The organism is Dialister succinatiphilus (assembly GCF_928721695.1).
Taxonomy (GTDB): Bacteria; Bacillota; Negativicutes; order Veillonellales; family Dialisteraceae; genus Dialister; species Dialister succinatiphilus.
In genome coordinates this window covers 530,085-544,031 of sequence record NZ_OV788641.1, presented here as the reverse complement: position 1 = coordinate 544,031, position 13,947 = coordinate 530,085, and the positions used below count along the sequence as shown (strand labels likewise).

The following is a 13,947-nucleotide window of genomic DNA, read 5'->3' as shown; positions in this document are numbered from 1 at the left end:
AAGGGTTCTGTCCGGGATCGGCTGACGCCTCCCGGACGGTTTGAGGGCTCCGCCCTCGGGAGGTATGAAGTACCGTTCCACTGGGGAGGTACGGCGCCTTTGGCGCCATCATATATATGCCTATACCGCCTGCGGCAGGGAGACAATAAAGCTCCGTGACGCTATCTTTTGATAAGTGACTCTACTTTAAGCACAGGTTGTTCTGTCCCCCGGATGGGGGAAAGTCCGGCGCAGCCGGATAAGGGGGAGCCGCGTAGCGGCTAATCACCAGAATGCCTATCATGCCATATGACACAGAAAGGTGAATCCGTAACGCTGACTTCATACTCATCGCCTGAGAGGGCGATACCACAACCCTCGGCCCGAAGGGCCGTCAAACTTAAGAACCTTAAGAACCTTCGGGGCGAAGCCCCGTCAACCCTCACACCGAAGGTGTGTCCAAAGGCGAAGCGGCCTCTTACAAAAGTTCATAGAGTACCTTCAGGAAGAAAATGGTGAGCACCGTCATGATGACGGGTTTTACATTTTTGGCGCCTCCTTTGGCGAAGTACAGGGCGCCCAGGTAATTTCCCGCCATGCCGAAGAGACCGGCTATGGGGCCCAGGGGGAAGAGCACTTTGCCGTTCAGAAGGAACACGCAGAGGGCGGCAATGTTGGTGGTGGAATTGATGACCTTTGTCACGCCATTGGCTTCCTTCAAAGGCAGATGGGCCACGCCGGTGAGAAGGAGCAGGAGAAAGGTACCGGTGCCGGGGCCGTAGAATCCATCGTACACGCCGATGAGAAGGGCCATGAGGATGCTGAGAACCGCCGTCTTTTTATAGGTATACGGTTCTTTTTCCACGATCAGTGCCTTGCCCCGGGTGACGTAAATGGCTGTCAGCGGAAGGACTACCACCATGAAAAGAAGGAATATGTGGGAATCCATGAGAAGGGCCAGCCGGGCACCCAGGGATGAACCGGCAAAGGCAAAGCACACGCAGGTAAGCGCCAGCTTCCAGGGGATAAATCCGCTTCTGGCAAATTTAAAAGTGGCCAGCACAGTGCCCATGGTGGAACTCATTTTGTTGGTGGCAATGGCGTTGTGCACGGGAAGACCGGAAATCAGATAGGCCGGAAGGGAAATCAGTCCGCCGCCGCCGGCAATGGCATCTACAAATCCGGCCACCATGACCAGAGGGCAGATAATGAGGTATTGAAGCAATATATCCATGAAATACTCCTGCAAAAAGATTTATTCTTTCATCATAGCACGAAGAGGGGGCAGGGGTAAATAGGGGGATGAGGGAGAGCGGGAGGACAGGCCAGTTTCCTGCTTCCCGGGAGTCACCGGTGGCGTGGTCAGGATCGGGACCGGGGCGGTGCTTTCCAGTATTCCCGAAGGTTGACACGCCTTATGGACAAGCCCCTATGGGGCTTGAGGGTTCAGGCGCCTCTCGGCGCCCGGGTTCTATCGTTCGTGTGTTGCGCACCGAACGATGGGTTCGGCCCACAGAGCGGGCTGGTTCAGAGGGGAGTTTTATATGCTGCCTGCGGCGGCAGAAAAACCATACAACCGCCCTGCGGGCGTCGGAAATGCATTCCCCCTTTGGTGGCTGGCGCCACCACCTTGCCCGGTGGGAAGCATGTCACTGGATTCGCGGGTCGCGGGGCTCCCCTATGAATCCAGTTCCTTTGCCACCCCCGCAGTTCGGTGGGGCGGCAAAAGGAAAGCGCCTTAATGGGCAGGCTAGGCGCCTTACTTCGCCCCACTTGGAGGTCCTATGCAGGACCTCCACAAAGGCACTATAAAGCTCCGTTATGCTGTGAGTTGCTTATGAAAGGACTGCTTTTCAGAGCTTTATTCTGCCCCCTGAACAGGGGGAAGTCCGGCGAAGCCGGATAGGGGGGAGGCGAGCGCAGCGGCTAATCACCAGAATGCTTATCATGCCATATGACATAGAAAGCCAAGCCCGTAACGCTGACTTTATGTTCATCGCCCGTAAGGGCGATACCACAACCCTCGGCCCGAAGGGCCGTCAAACTTAAGAACCCTCCGGCCCTCAGGCCGGTCAATCCTAAGAACCCTCACGCCCGAAGGGCACTGCACTCTTTCGCACCCTGCAAATCCTGTATTATAATAAACATATCATATGATTCTACTGATTTCACGAAGGAGTTCCCCTTGTTTTTCAAAGACAATCCTTTCTACCTGCTGGGGGTACATACCACAGACAGCGGAGACCGCTTGGAAGAGGCGCTCCGGGACAAACTGCATGCCGCTTCGGAGAAAGCGGAAAGAGACCGCCTTTTGGATGCCGCCTATGTCCTGCAGAAAAGCGTGAAGCGAAGCGGCGCCGAATTTTTCTGGCTGCCCGAGCTCTCACGGGAGGAAGCATGGGGGCTGGTGGAAAAGGTTACTGATGCCAGGGCGCTTTCACCTTCCGATTTCCTGTCCCTGTCCCCTTTATCCCGGGTGGTGCTGGCCATGAATGGCCTGTTTTATGGATGTGACAGTTCCCGGCTTTTCCTGCAGGAAATCTGCGCCAATTACGATCACATCTACCCAGCAGAGGTGACGGCCCTTTTTAATGCAGCCCGCCGAAAGGCTCATCTGCCGGTGCTGCGCAATGGATCCCATGTGGAAATGTGGAAACGGGAGCTCCCCGGTGAGCTCCTGGAAGCGGCGCACCGGATGGTCAAGGGGAAGAAAATGTCGGACTGGGCCTGCCTTCTGGGGGATTTGGGAAAAGAAAAGGACACTTTCCCCTGGCGGCTCTTTGTGATGGATTATGAGGAAATGAGCCGGAAAGAGAGGGAGGAGCTGGAAAGAAATCTGGACTATGCCCTATGCCTGACGGACCGCCATTTTCCCCAGGGACTCCTACTGGCAGGGGATACTCTGAAAGCCATAAAGGACCTGGCGCTGCCCCTCTCTATCAGAAGCGGCTGCTGGCCTCTGGAGACTGCCTTCCAAAGGGTAAGGAGGGAAATGATTACCCTCTGGGACAAAGGGAGAAAAGATGACAGCCGGGCCCTGGGGGAAGCCCTCTTTCCCCTCTTCACGCCATGGCCGGAGTTCCAGGAAAGGGCGGAGAAGGACAGGAAGGACATGAAAGAAGGACGAAGACCGGAAGAGGCCCCTTCAAGCCGGGGGCTTTCCTGGCAGAGCGTGCCTGCTGCCCTTGGCCGCATTCCGGAGGTGAAGGAGGAGAAGGAAAAGAAATACCCCCTGTTCCTCCTTTTCCTCGGATTCTTTATCGTAATGACCCTGGTGTATGTTTTCGTTGAGGACTGATATGACTGCAGAACTGGAAAGACTGAAAAATCAAATCATAAAACTGGTGGAAGAAAAGGGATATCCTGGCGAACTGGGTGCTCTGGCAGCGGACAGTTTGGGCAGCGAAAAGGCCATGACCCGCATGATCGGCTGGCTTTCCCACAGTGAGCCCTGGAGTGCGGAAGATATTGCTGACGAAATGCTTGCTATCTGTGAGGACCGGGACAACTGGCGTAAAAAGAAGGAAGCCGAATTTTACCAGCAAAAATATAATCAGTATTTGTGGGACATGAAGAAATAGGGGCGGCGCAGCCGCCCCGGGTTCAAAGGGCTCAAAGGGTGGTGCTTTCCAGTATTCCCGAAGGTTGACACGCCCTTACGGGCGTGAGGGTTGAGCCAGCCGCCAGGCCTTTCGGCCCTGGGCTGCCAGGGTTCTGCCTGTGATCGGCTTCGCCTTACAGGCGGTTTGAGGGCTCTCGCCCTCGGGAGTTATATAGTATCGCTGCGCTGGCGAGGTACGGCGCTTTCAGCGCCATCATATATATGCCTATACCGCCTGCGGCAGGGGGGACAATAAAGCTCCGTGACACTATCTTTTGATAAGTGACTCTACTTTAAGCACAGGTTGGTCTGCCCCCTGGATAGAGGGAGGAGAGCGCAGCGAGCCAATCAGCAGAATGCTTATCATACCATATGACATAGAAAGCCAATCCCGTAACGCTCTTGTTTCCCCTTGAGGGGAAGTCCCGCGTAGCGGGAAAGGGTGTACGAGGTAAGCAGAGAGAATAGATACTCTATGCTGACGTGACCGCCGCAGGCGGCTTATAAAACTCATTGCCCGTAAGGGCAATCCACCACCCTCTGAGCCCTTTGAACCTTCTGAACCCTCACACCGAAGGTGTGTCCAATGGTAAGAAGCAAAAATGACACAGGCCGTCGATTGGCGGTCAGGATAGCGATGGGGTGTCAAATCGGCGCTCTGCCTTGTACACCCTTTGCCTCTTCGAGGCGTTCCCCTCAAGGGGAAACGAGAAGTATGGAGAGGAAAAACAGAGAGTCATATATTTCATGTACCATTCCGCAGTTTCCCCCTTTGGTGGTGAACGCAGTGAGCCAATCACCAGCATGCGTATCATGCCATATGACCCATAAAGCCAATCCCGTAACGCTGACTTCTTATGGACAAGCCCCTTTGGGGCTTGAGGGTTCTAAAGTTTGACGGGGCTATCGCCCCGAGGGTTCTTAGGTTTGACGCGCCTCTGGCGCGAGGGTTGTGGTGGCGCCTCTAAATTTATAAAAGGCGCCCTCTTATGATAAAACCTTTACAACCGGGCTTTCGCCCGAGGAAAAACAAGCAAACCGGGCTTCGCCCGAGAAAATGCGTTTCCTCCTTTGGTGACGAGCGCAGCAGGCCAATGACCAGAATGCTTATCATGCGATATGGCACTGAAAGTAAATTCCGTAACGCTGACTTTATGTTCATCGCCCGTAAGGGCGATACCACAACCTTCGGCCCGAAGGGCCGTCAAACTTACGAACCCTCCGGCCCATAGGGCCGGTCCATCTTAATAACCCTCCCTCATAACGCTGACTTCGTACTCATCGCCCAAAAGGGCGATACCACAACCCTCGGCCTGAAAGGCCGTCAAACTTAAGAACCTTCCGGCCCAACAGGCCGGTCAATCTTAAGAACCTTTTTTCTGAACCCTATGAACTCTCACGCCGAAGGCGCGGCCCCTTGCACCGTAATGATATAATGTTAAAGTATCCTTCGGACTTTCACTCCGATGCGATTTTTTCGGGATTTCCCGGAATGATGGTTTATGGGAAGCCCAGGGCTTCCCGAGAAAGGATTTCAAAATGACAGAAAAGAAAAAAGTCGTGGTGGCCATGTCCGGCGGCGTGGACAGCACCCTGACGGCCCGGCTCCTTCTGGACCAGGGCTATGATGTGTATGGCGCCACCATGTACCAGTTTGACGGGCAGGATGAGGAAATCGAAGGAGCCCGCAGCATGGCTGAGTTCATCGGCATCCCTTTCAAGGTGGTGGATGTGCGGGAGGCGTATCAGAAGTTCGTGCTTTCCTATTTCATTGATGCCTATGCCCGGGGCATGACACCGAACCCATGCATGATGTGCGATTTCAAGGTGAAGTTTGGCCTTTTTTATGACGAAGTGCGCAGGGCCTTTGATGCGCCTTATTTTGCTACCGGCCATTATGCCCGCATTCTTTACAATCCGGAGCGGCAGAAGTATGAAGTGCACAAGGGCATCGATCTGGGGAAAGACCAGTCCTACATGATGTACCATCTCACCCAGGACCAGCTGGCTCATATCATTTTCCCTCTGGGCCGTACGTTTAAGAAAGATACCCGCCGGATTTCCAAAGAAAAGGGACTTCCTACCTATAATAAGGCGGAGTCCCAGGATATCTGCTTCCTTACCAGTGAAAGTTCTTATGTGGAATTTTTGAAAAACCATGCGCCCGAGGCTTTCCGGCCCGGAAATATTGTGGACAAAAAAGGCCGCGTCCTGGGACAGCACCGGGGCATTCCCTATTACACCATAGGGCAGCGGAAGGGCCTGGGCATTGCGGCCCGGACGCCGCTCTATGTGACGGCCCTTCGCCCCGACAAGAACCAGGTGGTGGTAGGGGACAATGACGACCTCTTCCGCACCCGCCTTCTGGCTGACGAGCTTCATTTTACCGATGGCGAAGCGCCGGCGGAAGAATTCCGCTGCCAGGCGAAGATCCGCTATGGCATCAAGGTCCATGACTGCACGGTGACGCTGGAAAGGAACGGCCGGGCAGTGGTGAAGTTTGATGAGCCCCAGCGGGCCATTACCACAGGGCAGTCTGTGGTGTTCTATGATGATGACCGCTTAATCGGCGGCGGCACCATTATGAGGGCGCTGTAAAGATTTTCCAGTGCATGCAAAAACCACAGGTTTCCCCGGGGAAGCCTGTGGTTTTTTATGACCGGGCGGGCCTTCAAAAAAAAGAGCGGTGAAAGGAGACCCTTTCATCGCTCTTTATATTATCTCAGCCCAAATACCCGGGAAAGGAAACTGCTTTTTCTGCTTTTCCTGGCAGAAGCAGCCCATTCAGCGGATTTGGATTCTGCATGTTTCACTTTATAAGCCCTGAAGGCACGGTAGGAATTCATATCTACCAGCATGACGCACACTTTGGCATGTCTCAGACGGTGCTGGAGAAGTCGTTCATCGGAAGGCAGGGGAATGGAAATTTCCTTTTCTTCCATTTCCAGAAGAGAGGCAGCCATGGCATCTCTGGCCTTTTTCGCTGCTTCATCCATGGAACGGCCCTGGGCCTGGCAGCCCGGCAGATCCGGAAATACAGCGGTAAATATTTTCTTTTCAGCATCATGTTTAAATATGGCGGGATAGAAATATGTCATCATTTCCCCCCTTTCCTGCATCACAGACTTCTCAAAACTCGGTCATTTATATTCTATACCATTTTCCCCTCTCCTGCCAACAGAAATTTACAGGAGTTTGATGGAATTTTTACTCATGCATGGGCGGAGGGGAAAGATGACGGGAAACAGGGGAAATGCCGAGCACTTCCCGAGTGGTGTCGATCCATTTCTGGAGCGCCGGTCCGAAGAATGAAAAGCGCGGCAGCGCCAGACTGAGGGAAATGGTTTCATGGGTGGCAAAGGGGAGCACCTTCACCGGGCCTGTCCATCCCCGGCTCATCAGTTCATTGTTCAGGGAAAGCCCCAGGCCCGCTTCTTTTCCTGCAATGATATAATAAGGGAAAAAAGAAAGGGGAAGAATCCATGATTCCGAAAGAACTGGATGATACGGACAGAAAAATTATTAATGAGCTGAAGAAAAACAGCCGCATTTCCATGACGGAACTGGGGAAAAAGGTATTTATGACCGGCCAGGCTGCCAAAAACCGGCTGGAGCGTCTCCAGGATCTGGGCGTGGTGGAACGGTATACGGTGAATGTGAACTGCCCCGTGTTCGGCTACACCGTCCACGGCCTCTTCACCCTCCGACTGGAAAAGGACCGGGCCGCCGATTTCTACCGCTTCGTCCACACCACGGAATTTCACATTCTGCACTGCTACGAAACGGAAACAGGCATGGTCTTCATTGACGCCCATTTCCAGAGCGAAGAAAAAAGGGACGCCTTCCTTCAGGTCCTCTCGGCCTACGGTTCCTGCCGCCTGCACAGGGTGGTAAAGGAAATCCACGGCATTCATCCGGTGGATGAGTGAGATAGCGGGCGGTCCGCTGTCGGCTGACCGCTGTTAGTGGGGCGCTGGGCTGTATTCCCGAAGGTTGACACGCCTTATGGACAAGCCCCTATGGGGCTTGAAGGTTCTAAAGTTTGACGGGGCTATCGCCCCGAGGGTTCTTAGGTTTGACGCGCCTCCGGCGCGAGGGTTGTGGTGGCGCCTCTAAATTTATAAAAGGCGCCCTCTTATGATAAAACCTTTACAACCGGGCTTTCGCCCGAGAAAAAACAAGCAAACCGGGCTTCGCCCGAGAGAATGCGTTTCCTTCTTTGGTGACGAGCACAGCAAGCCAATGACCAGAATGCTTATCATGCCATATGGCACTGAAAGTAAATCCCGTAACGCTGACTTCTTAAGCATTGCCCTACGGGCAATCCACAACCCTCGGCCCGAAGGGCCGTCAAACTTAAGAACCCTCCGGCCCATTGGGCCGGTCAACCCTAAGAACCTTTTTCCACAACCCTTTTCCACAACCCGCCGCCGACAGGCGGCCACAACCCTCGGGGCGAAGCCCCGTCAACCTACCCCTCTGAACCCGGGCCGCGAAGCGGCCTTATTACGAAAGGAGCCATTATGCATATCATCATCGCCGCCGATTCCTTCAAAGGCACCCTTTCTTCTCTGGAAGCGGGGACTGTCATCAAAGAAGGGGCCCTGTCCGTTTTTCCCGGCTCCTCCATAGAAGTACTTCCCATGGCAGACGGCGGCGAAGGGACGGTGGAAGCGGTGCTTCACTGCACCGCAGGGGAAAAGGCAGTTTTCACAGTCACCGGTCCTTTGGGAGAACCGGTGCAGGCTTCCTACGGACGGCTTTCCAGAAACCGGGCTATTATGGAAATGGCAGAGGCTTCGGGGCTCATGCTGGTTCCAAAGGGAAAAAGGAATCCCCTCCTCACATCCACCATGGGTACCGGAGAGATGATAGCACGGGCCATGGAAGACGGCGCCCGCAAAATCTTCCTGGGTATCGGCGGCTCAGCCACCTGTGACGGCGGTATGGGCGCCATGGAAGCGCTGGGGTTCCGTTTTCTGGATAAGGAGGGAAAGGAACTGCCCGGAAGGGGTGCTTCCCTTTCCCTGGTGGACAGGATAGACCTTTCTTCCTGCCATCCTCTGTTAAGGGAAACGAACCTGGTGGTGCTGAGCGATGTGAAAAATCCCCTTTGTGGAGCCCGGGGCGCCGCCCTTGCCTTTGCTCCCCAGAAAGGGGCGGATGAAGTTATGGCAGAGGAACTGGAACGGGGCATGGTGCATTATCGGGAGCTTCTTAAGAAAACCTTTGGCCGAAATCCCGATGACATCCCCGGAAGCGGCGCTGCCGGAGGACTGGGGGCGGCGCTCTCCCTTTTTCTGGGAGCCTCCATGGTTTCCGGTGCAGAGGAACTCCTGGGGCTTTCCTGCTTTGATGAAAAAATACAGAAGGCGGACCTAGTGGTGACCGGGGAAGGACGGAGCGATGCCCAAAGCGGCGAGGGAAAAATCACCGGTTCCATTGTAAAACACTGCGCCCGCTGCTCGGTGCCCTGCGCTGTGCTTTCCGGCTCCCTGGGAAAGGGCTGGGAAATCCTGCGGCAGCAGGGCGCCCTGGCTGTCTATGGAGCGGCGTGGGGAGAAGAAATAGAAAAAGCCATGAAAGAACCGGCAGCTTATCTCAAAAGGGCAGCGGAAACCTTTTTCAGAACATGGCAGGAGAGCGGGACCTGGGCGGTGCTTTCCTGTATTCCCGAAGGTTGACACGCCCTTACGGGCGTGAGGGTTGAGCCAGCCGCCGGGCCTTTCGGCCCTGGGCTGCCAGGGTTCTGCCTGTGATCGGCTTCGCCTTACAGGCGGGCCCCGGGCTCTCGCCCTCGGGAGTTATATAGTATTGTGGAGGTCCTGCATAGGACCTCCAAGTCAGCCAAAGTAGGCCCTTAGCCTGCCCATTAAAGGGCTTACCTATTGGTTGGCTGACCGTGCCCGCTGGCGAGGTACGGCGCCTTCGGCGCCATTTTTTATACCGCCTTTGGCGGCGAAAACCATACAACCGTCCTGCGGGCGAGGAAATGCATTCCCCCTTTGGTGGCTAACGCCACCACCTTCCCCCCACTCCGTGGTGGGACTATGGATACTTAGCCATGGGGCCATGTCTCTACAGGAAAGCATAGAGCGATTTATTCTGTCCCCCGGATGGGGTGGCAAGGGAACACGATTCGTAAGGGAGCAAAGCGACCTGAGAATCGTGTGACACGCTTTCCCGTGGATGCACAGCGAACATGATTTGAAGGAGCGCCAGCGACGCACAAATCATAGTGAGTCGTTTCACCTTTAGGTGGAAGTCCGGCGTAGCCGGATAAGGGGGAGCCGCGTAGCGGCTAATCACCAGAATGCTTATCATGCTATATGACACTGGAAGTAAATCCCGTAACGCTGACTTTATAAGCATTGCCGCAGAGCAGCAATCCGCAACCCTCGGCCCGAGGGGCCGTCAAACTTAAGAACCCTCCGGCCGTCAGGCCGGTCCATCTTAAGAACCCTTTTCCTCAACCCTTCTACACAACCTGCCGCCGTCAGGCGGCCATAACCCTCGGGGCGAAGCCCCGTCAACCTTCCCCTCTGAACCCTTTGAACCTTCTGAATCTTCTGAACCCGGGCCGCGGAGCCGCCCCCTCAGAACCTTTCACTTTGCAATCAAGGCCCAAAGAGTGCTATAATACACCATATCTATATTTCTCAGTTGTCATCTGTTAACCAACTCTAAAAAACAGGAGGAAAGATGAAAAAAGCGATTATATTATCCAGCGGAGGCGTAGATTCCACCACCTGCGTTTCTCTGGCTGTTGACAGACTGGGAGCAGAAAACGTTGTGACTGCTTCTATTTTTTATGGGCAGAAGCATAAGAAGGAAATCCTGGCGGCCCGCAAGGTGGCACAGTATTATCATCTGAAGCATTATGAGTTTGATTTGTCCCAGATTTTCCAGTATTCCAACTGTTCCCTTCTGGCAAACTCCACCGAGGAAATCGTCCACGAGAGCTATGCCCGGCAGATTGCGGAAAACGGGGAGGGTAAGGTATCCACCTATGTGCCTTTCCGCAACGGCCTCATGCTTTCCACCGCCGCATCCCTGGCGGCATCTCTCTTTGAAGAGGACGATGTGGATATTTACATCGGCGCCCATGCCGATGATGCAGCCGGCGATGCCTATGCAGACTGCAGCGAGCCTTTCCTGCAGCATATGGGAGAAGCCATCCGCATCGGCACCTACGGCAAAGTGCACCTGGTATTTCCCTTTGCCAAAATGAACAAGGCCGGCGTGGTAGCCACAGGACTGAAACTGAAGACGCCCTACGAGCTGACCTGGAGCTGCTATGAAGGGGGAGATAAACCCTGCGGCACCTGCGGCACTTGTATCGACCGGGCCGCTGCCTTCGCCGCCAACGGAGTGAAGGACCCGGCATTGAATTAGCTGTCAATCGGACGGTTGACAGCATTCCCGAAAGCAAGAGGGTTCAGGCGCCTTTCGGCGCCCGGGTTCTATCGTTCGTGTGCTGCGCACCGAACGATGGGTTCGGCCCACAGAGCGGGCTGGTTCAGAGGGGAGTTTGAAATGCCGCCTGCGGCGGCAGGAAAACCATACAACCGCCCTGACGGGCGAGGAAATGCAATCCCCCCTTTGGTGGCTGGCGCCACCACCTTGCCCGGTGGGAAGCGTGTCACTTGATTCTCAGTCGCCTCCGGCTCCTTGCGAATCAAGTTCCCTTGCCACCCGGTGGGAAGCATGTCACTGGATTCGCGGGTCGCCTACAACTCCCCTATGAATCCAGTTCCTTTGCCACCCCCGCAAGCGGGGGCACTATAACCCGCGCTTACTGTAGAGCCATTTATGAAGAGAGTGTTTCGCGGTGTTTTATTCTGCCCCCTGAACAGGGGGAAGTCCGGCGCAGCCCGGATAGGGGGTGGCGAGCGCAGCGAGCCAATCAGCAGAATTGTTTTCATGCCCTATGACACAGAAAAGTAAATCTCGTAACGCTGACTTTATAAGCATTGCCGCAGAGCGGCAATCCGCCACCTTCAGCGCCGCAGGCGCTGTCGCCCCCCTGAGCGTCAGCGAACACAACCTGCCGCCGTCAGGCGGCCATAACCCTCGGGGCGAAGCCCCGTCAACCTTCCCCTCTGAACTCTTTGAACCTTCTGAACCTTTTGAACCCTATGAACCCTCACACCGAAGGTGTGTCCAGGGGCGCCACCACAACCCTCAGCCCCGCAGGGGCTGTCAAACTTAAGAACCCTCCGGCCCCAGGGCCGGTCAATCTTAAGAACCTTTTTGCACAACCCTTCTACATAACCTGCGGCGAAGCCGCGCCCCTTTTTTACCCTTTTAACTTATATTTCATAACCCTCTTATGAAAGGAATCCCTATGTTTACAGTAACGAAAAGAATGGAAGTGTCCGGTGCCCATTTTCTGCACCTGGACTATGAAAGCAAATGCACCAATCTCCACGGTCACAACTGGATCATTACAGTCACCGTGCAGAATGATACCCTGGACAAGAATGGCATGGTGGTGGATTTCGGCAAGATTAAGGAAATCGTAAACCAGTTTGACCATCACCTGATTAATGATGTGCTGGGAGATCTGAACCCCACTGCCGAGAACATGGCCAAGTGGATCTGCGACCATATTCCCTATTGTATCCGGGTGTCCGTGCAGGAAACGGAAGGGAATGTAGCCACCTATGAAAAGTAACTATGCCTATGATGACGGCCTTTTCCATATCACCGAGATTTTTGACAGCATTGACGGAGAGGGAAAGCGCACCGGATTCATGGCTGTATTTCTCCGCCTGGCAGGCTGCAATCTCCGCTGCAATTACTGCGATACCGCTTATTCCCTTACTCTGGAGGACACGGCAGAGGCTTTGACGGAAGAAGAAGTGATCCGCCGCATTCACGGCTATCCCTGGAAGCGCCTCACCATCACCGGCGGGGAGCCCATGCTCCATCCCCTGCACCACCTGTGCCGCACGCTGGGACGGGAAGGATACGATATCAATATAGAAACCAACGGCGCTGTGCCTTTGTGGCGGGAGCGTCCGGAAGGGGTTTTCTATACCATGGATTTCAAATGCAGCGGCAGCGGTATGAAATCTCATATGAACCCTGATAATTTCAAGCTCCTCAACGGCGGCGACGTACTGAAGTTCGTGGTGAGCTCAAAAGAAGATCTGGATGAAATGAAGGACGTGGTGGAGCATCATTTCACGGCGGCCCGTCATCCCCAGTTTTTTGTAAGCCCCGTATGGGGAAGAATCCAGCCGGATAAGCTGGTAGAGTATGTAAGAAATCATCAGCTGCAGGATGTACGGGTCCAGGTGCAGCTTCATAAAATCATCTGGGACCCGGACAGGAGAGGTGTTTGATATGGATTTAAAAAAACTGGAACAAGCCGCCCGGCTGATTATTGAAGCCGTAGGCGATGACCCGGACAGAGAAGGCCTCAGGGAAACGCCGAAGCGCTTTGCAGACATGATGGCAGAGCAGTTTGCCTATACCGCTGTTTCCAATGAAGACATTGCCAGAGAATTTGAAAAAACCTTTGCCACCCCGGAAAATGATATGGTGGTGGTGAAAGACATTCCCATCTTCTCTCACTGCGAACATCACATTGCCCTCATGTATAACATGAAGGCCGCCGTGGGCTACATTCCTCACGGAAGAGTTATCGGCCTTTCCAAAATCGCCCGCATTGCCGACGCCGTATCCAAGCGGTTCCAGATTCAGGAACGCATCGGCACCGATATCCGGGACGTCATGGAAATGGTTACCGACTCTCCCGATGTGATCGTCTACATCGAAGGAGAACACTCCTGCATGACTGCCCGGGGCATTAAGAAACCCGGCACCCGGACAAGAACCATTGCTTCCTCCGGCGCCTTCAAAACCGACAGCGCCCTGCGCGGAGAATTTATGAAACTGGCTCTGGGAAAAGAATGAAGGCTTAACGCCGCGCCCCTTTTCTTATAATCTGCGCCCGTAGGGCGCCCCCACAACCCTCTCAGCCGTAGGCTGCGTCAAACTTAAGAACCTTAAGAACCTTCGGGGCGAAGCCCCGTCAACCCTCATGTGCGCATTCTGCATAGAATGCGCAAGTCAGCCGAAGTTGGCCCTTAGCCTGCCCATAAAAGGGCCTTCCTATTGTCGGCTGACCGTTCGCAGGTGTGTCCAAGGGTAAGAAACAAAAATGACACAGGCCGCCGATTGGCGGTCAGGATAGCGATGGGGTGTCAAATCGGTGCTCTGCCCCGTACACCCTTTCCCGCTTCGCGGGACTTCGCCCCGGTGGGAAGCATGTCACTGGATTTTCAGATCGCTTCGCTCTCTTACAAATCCAGTTCCTTTGCCACCTCAAGGGAAAACGAGAAAATAGGTGGCACTGG

Annotated in this window: 12 protein-coding genes; 9 read left to right on the top strand and 3 right to left on the bottom strand. The window is 54.5% G+C overall.

From position 1 onward, the window contains the following. Positions 1 to 457: 457 nt before the first annotated feature. Positions 458 to 1,213 carry a sulfite exporter TauE/SafE family protein gene (locus NW747_RS02450; protein ID WP_273187866.1) on the bottom strand — a complete coding sequence of 252 codons (756 nt, stop codon included), beginning with the start codon at positions 1,211 to 1,213 and terminating at the stop codon, positions 458 to 460. Positions 1,214 to 2,164: 951 nt separating this feature from the next. On the opposite strand from NW747_RS02450, the gene NW747_RS02445 reads away from it, so the two are divergent. The 3 genes from NW747_RS02445 (at position 2,165) to mnmA (ending at position 6,178) form a co-directional block, all read left to right on the top strand. Further along, a complete protein-coding gene (locus NW747_RS02445; RefSeq protein ID WP_273187865.1) occupies positions 2,165 to 3,277 on the top strand; it encodes a hypothetical protein in 1,113 nt (370 codons plus the stop codon). 1 nt (position 3,278) lies between these two features. Continuing rightward, on the top strand, positions 3,279 to 3,560 hold the full coding sequence (locus tag NW747_RS02440) for a hypothetical protein (RefSeq protein WP_273187864.1): 282 nt from the start codon (positions 3,279 to 3,281) through the stop codon (positions 3,558 to 3,560). A 1,502-nt stretch (positions 3,561 to 5,062) separates the two neighbouring features. Beyond that, positions 5,063 to 6,178, top strand: a complete 1,116-nt coding sequence (gene mnmA / locus NW747_RS02435) for a tRNA 2-thiouridine(34) synthase MnmA (RefSeq protein ID WP_273188270.1) — start codon at positions 5,063 to 5,065, stop codon at positions 6,176 to 6,178. A gap of 119 nt (positions 6,179 to 6,297) precedes the next feature. Here mnmA and NW747_RS02430 read toward each other — a convergent pair whose 3' ends face one another. After that, positions 6,298 to 6,681 (bottom strand): type II toxin-antitoxin system HicB family antitoxin, encoded by a 384-nt coding sequence (locus tag NW747_RS02430; protein WP_187368058.1) that lies wholly within the window; start codon positions 6,679 to 6,681, stop codon positions 6,298 to 6,300. A gap of 106 nt (positions 6,682 to 6,787) precedes the next feature. Further along, entirely contained in the window at positions 6,788 to 6,979 is a 192-nt protein-coding gene (locus NW747_RS02425) for a hypothetical protein (protein ID WP_273187863.1), read from the bottom strand. Positions 6,980 to 7,062: 83 nt separating this feature from the next. On the opposite strand from NW747_RS02425, the gene NW747_RS02420 reads away from it, so the two are divergent. The 6 genes from NW747_RS02420 to folE all read left to right on the top strand — a co-directional run bounded on the left by NW747_RS02420 (position 7,063) and on the right by folE (position 13,504). Next, positions 7,063 to 7,509: an Lrp/AsnC family transcriptional regulator gene (locus tag NW747_RS02420; RefSeq protein WP_273187862.1), complete on the top strand. Its 447-nt coding sequence runs from the start codon at positions 7,063 to 7,065 to the stop codon at positions 7,507 to 7,509. A gap of 594 nt (positions 7,510 to 8,103) precedes the next feature. Next, positions 8,104 to 9,264, top strand: a complete 1,161-nt coding sequence (locus NW747_RS02415) for a glycerate kinase family protein (RefSeq protein ID WP_273187861.1) — start codon at positions 8,104 to 8,106, stop codon at positions 9,262 to 9,264. Positions 9,265 to 10,282: 1,018 nt separating this feature from the next. Next, a complete protein-coding gene (locus NW747_RS02410) occupies positions 10,283 to 10,975 on the top strand; it encodes a 7-cyano-7-deazaguanine synthase (RefSeq protein WP_273187860.1) in 693 nt (230 codons plus the stop codon). Between the two features lie 952 nt (positions 10,976 to 11,927). Next, a complete protein-coding gene (queD, locus tag NW747_RS02405) occupies positions 11,928 to 12,257 on the top strand; it encodes a 6-carboxytetrahydropterin synthase QueD (protein WP_273187859.1) in 330 nt (109 codons plus the stop codon). Then, positions 12,247 to 12,930 carry a putative 7-carboxy-7-deazaguanine synthase QueE gene (gene queE / locus NW747_RS02400; RefSeq protein ID WP_273187858.1) on the top strand — a complete coding sequence of 228 codons (684 nt, stop codon included), beginning with the start codon at positions 12,247 to 12,249 and terminating at the stop codon, positions 12,928 to 12,930. Before queD ends, queE begins: the two co-directional genes overlap by 11 nt. 1 nt (position 12,931) lies before the next feature. Continuing rightward, on the top strand, positions 12,932 to 13,504 hold the full coding sequence (folE, locus tag NW747_RS02395) for a GTP cyclohydrolase I (protein ID WP_008859748.1): 573 nt from the start codon (positions 12,932 to 12,934) through the stop codon (positions 13,502 to 13,504). The last annotated feature ends 443 nt before the right edge of the window (positions 13,505 to 13,947 follow it).

Coding starts and splice junctions, on each gene's coding strand:
- NW747_RS02450 (WP_273187866.1), bottom strand. CDS start 1,213: ATGGATATATTGCTTCAATACCTCATTATCTGCCCTCTGGTCATGGTG.
- NW747_RS02440 (WP_273187864.1), top strand. CDS start 3,279: ATGACTGCAGAACTGGAAAGACTGAAAAATCAAATCATAAAACTGGTG.
- NW747_RS02430 (WP_187368058.1), bottom strand. CDS start 6,681: ATGATGACATATTTCTATCCCGCCATATTTAAACATGATGCTGAAAAG.
- NW747_RS02425 (WP_273187863.1), bottom strand. CDS start 6,979: ATGAGCCGGGGATGGACAGGCCCGGTGAAGGTGCTCCCCTTTGCCACC.
- NW747_RS02420 (WP_273187862.1), top strand. CDS start 7,063: ATGATTCCGAAAGAACTGGATGATACGGACAGAAAAATTATTAATGAG.
- NW747_RS02415 (WP_273187861.1), top strand. CDS start 8,104: ATGCATATCATCATCGCCGCCGATTCCTTCAAAGGCACCCTTTCTTCT.
- NW747_RS02410 (WP_273187860.1), top strand. CDS start 10,283: ATGAAAAAAGCGATTATATTATCCAGCGGAGGCGTAGATTCCACCACC.
- queD (WP_273187859.1), top strand. CDS start 11,928: ATGTTTACAGTAACGAAAAGAATGGAAGTGTCCGGTGCCCATTTTCTG.
- queE (WP_273187858.1), top strand. CDS start 12,247: ATGAAAAGTAACTATGCCTATGATGACGGCCTTTTCCATATCACCGAG.
- folE (WP_008859748.1), top strand. CDS start 12,932: ATGGATTTAAAAAAACTGGAACAAGCCGCCCGGCTGATTATTGAAGCC.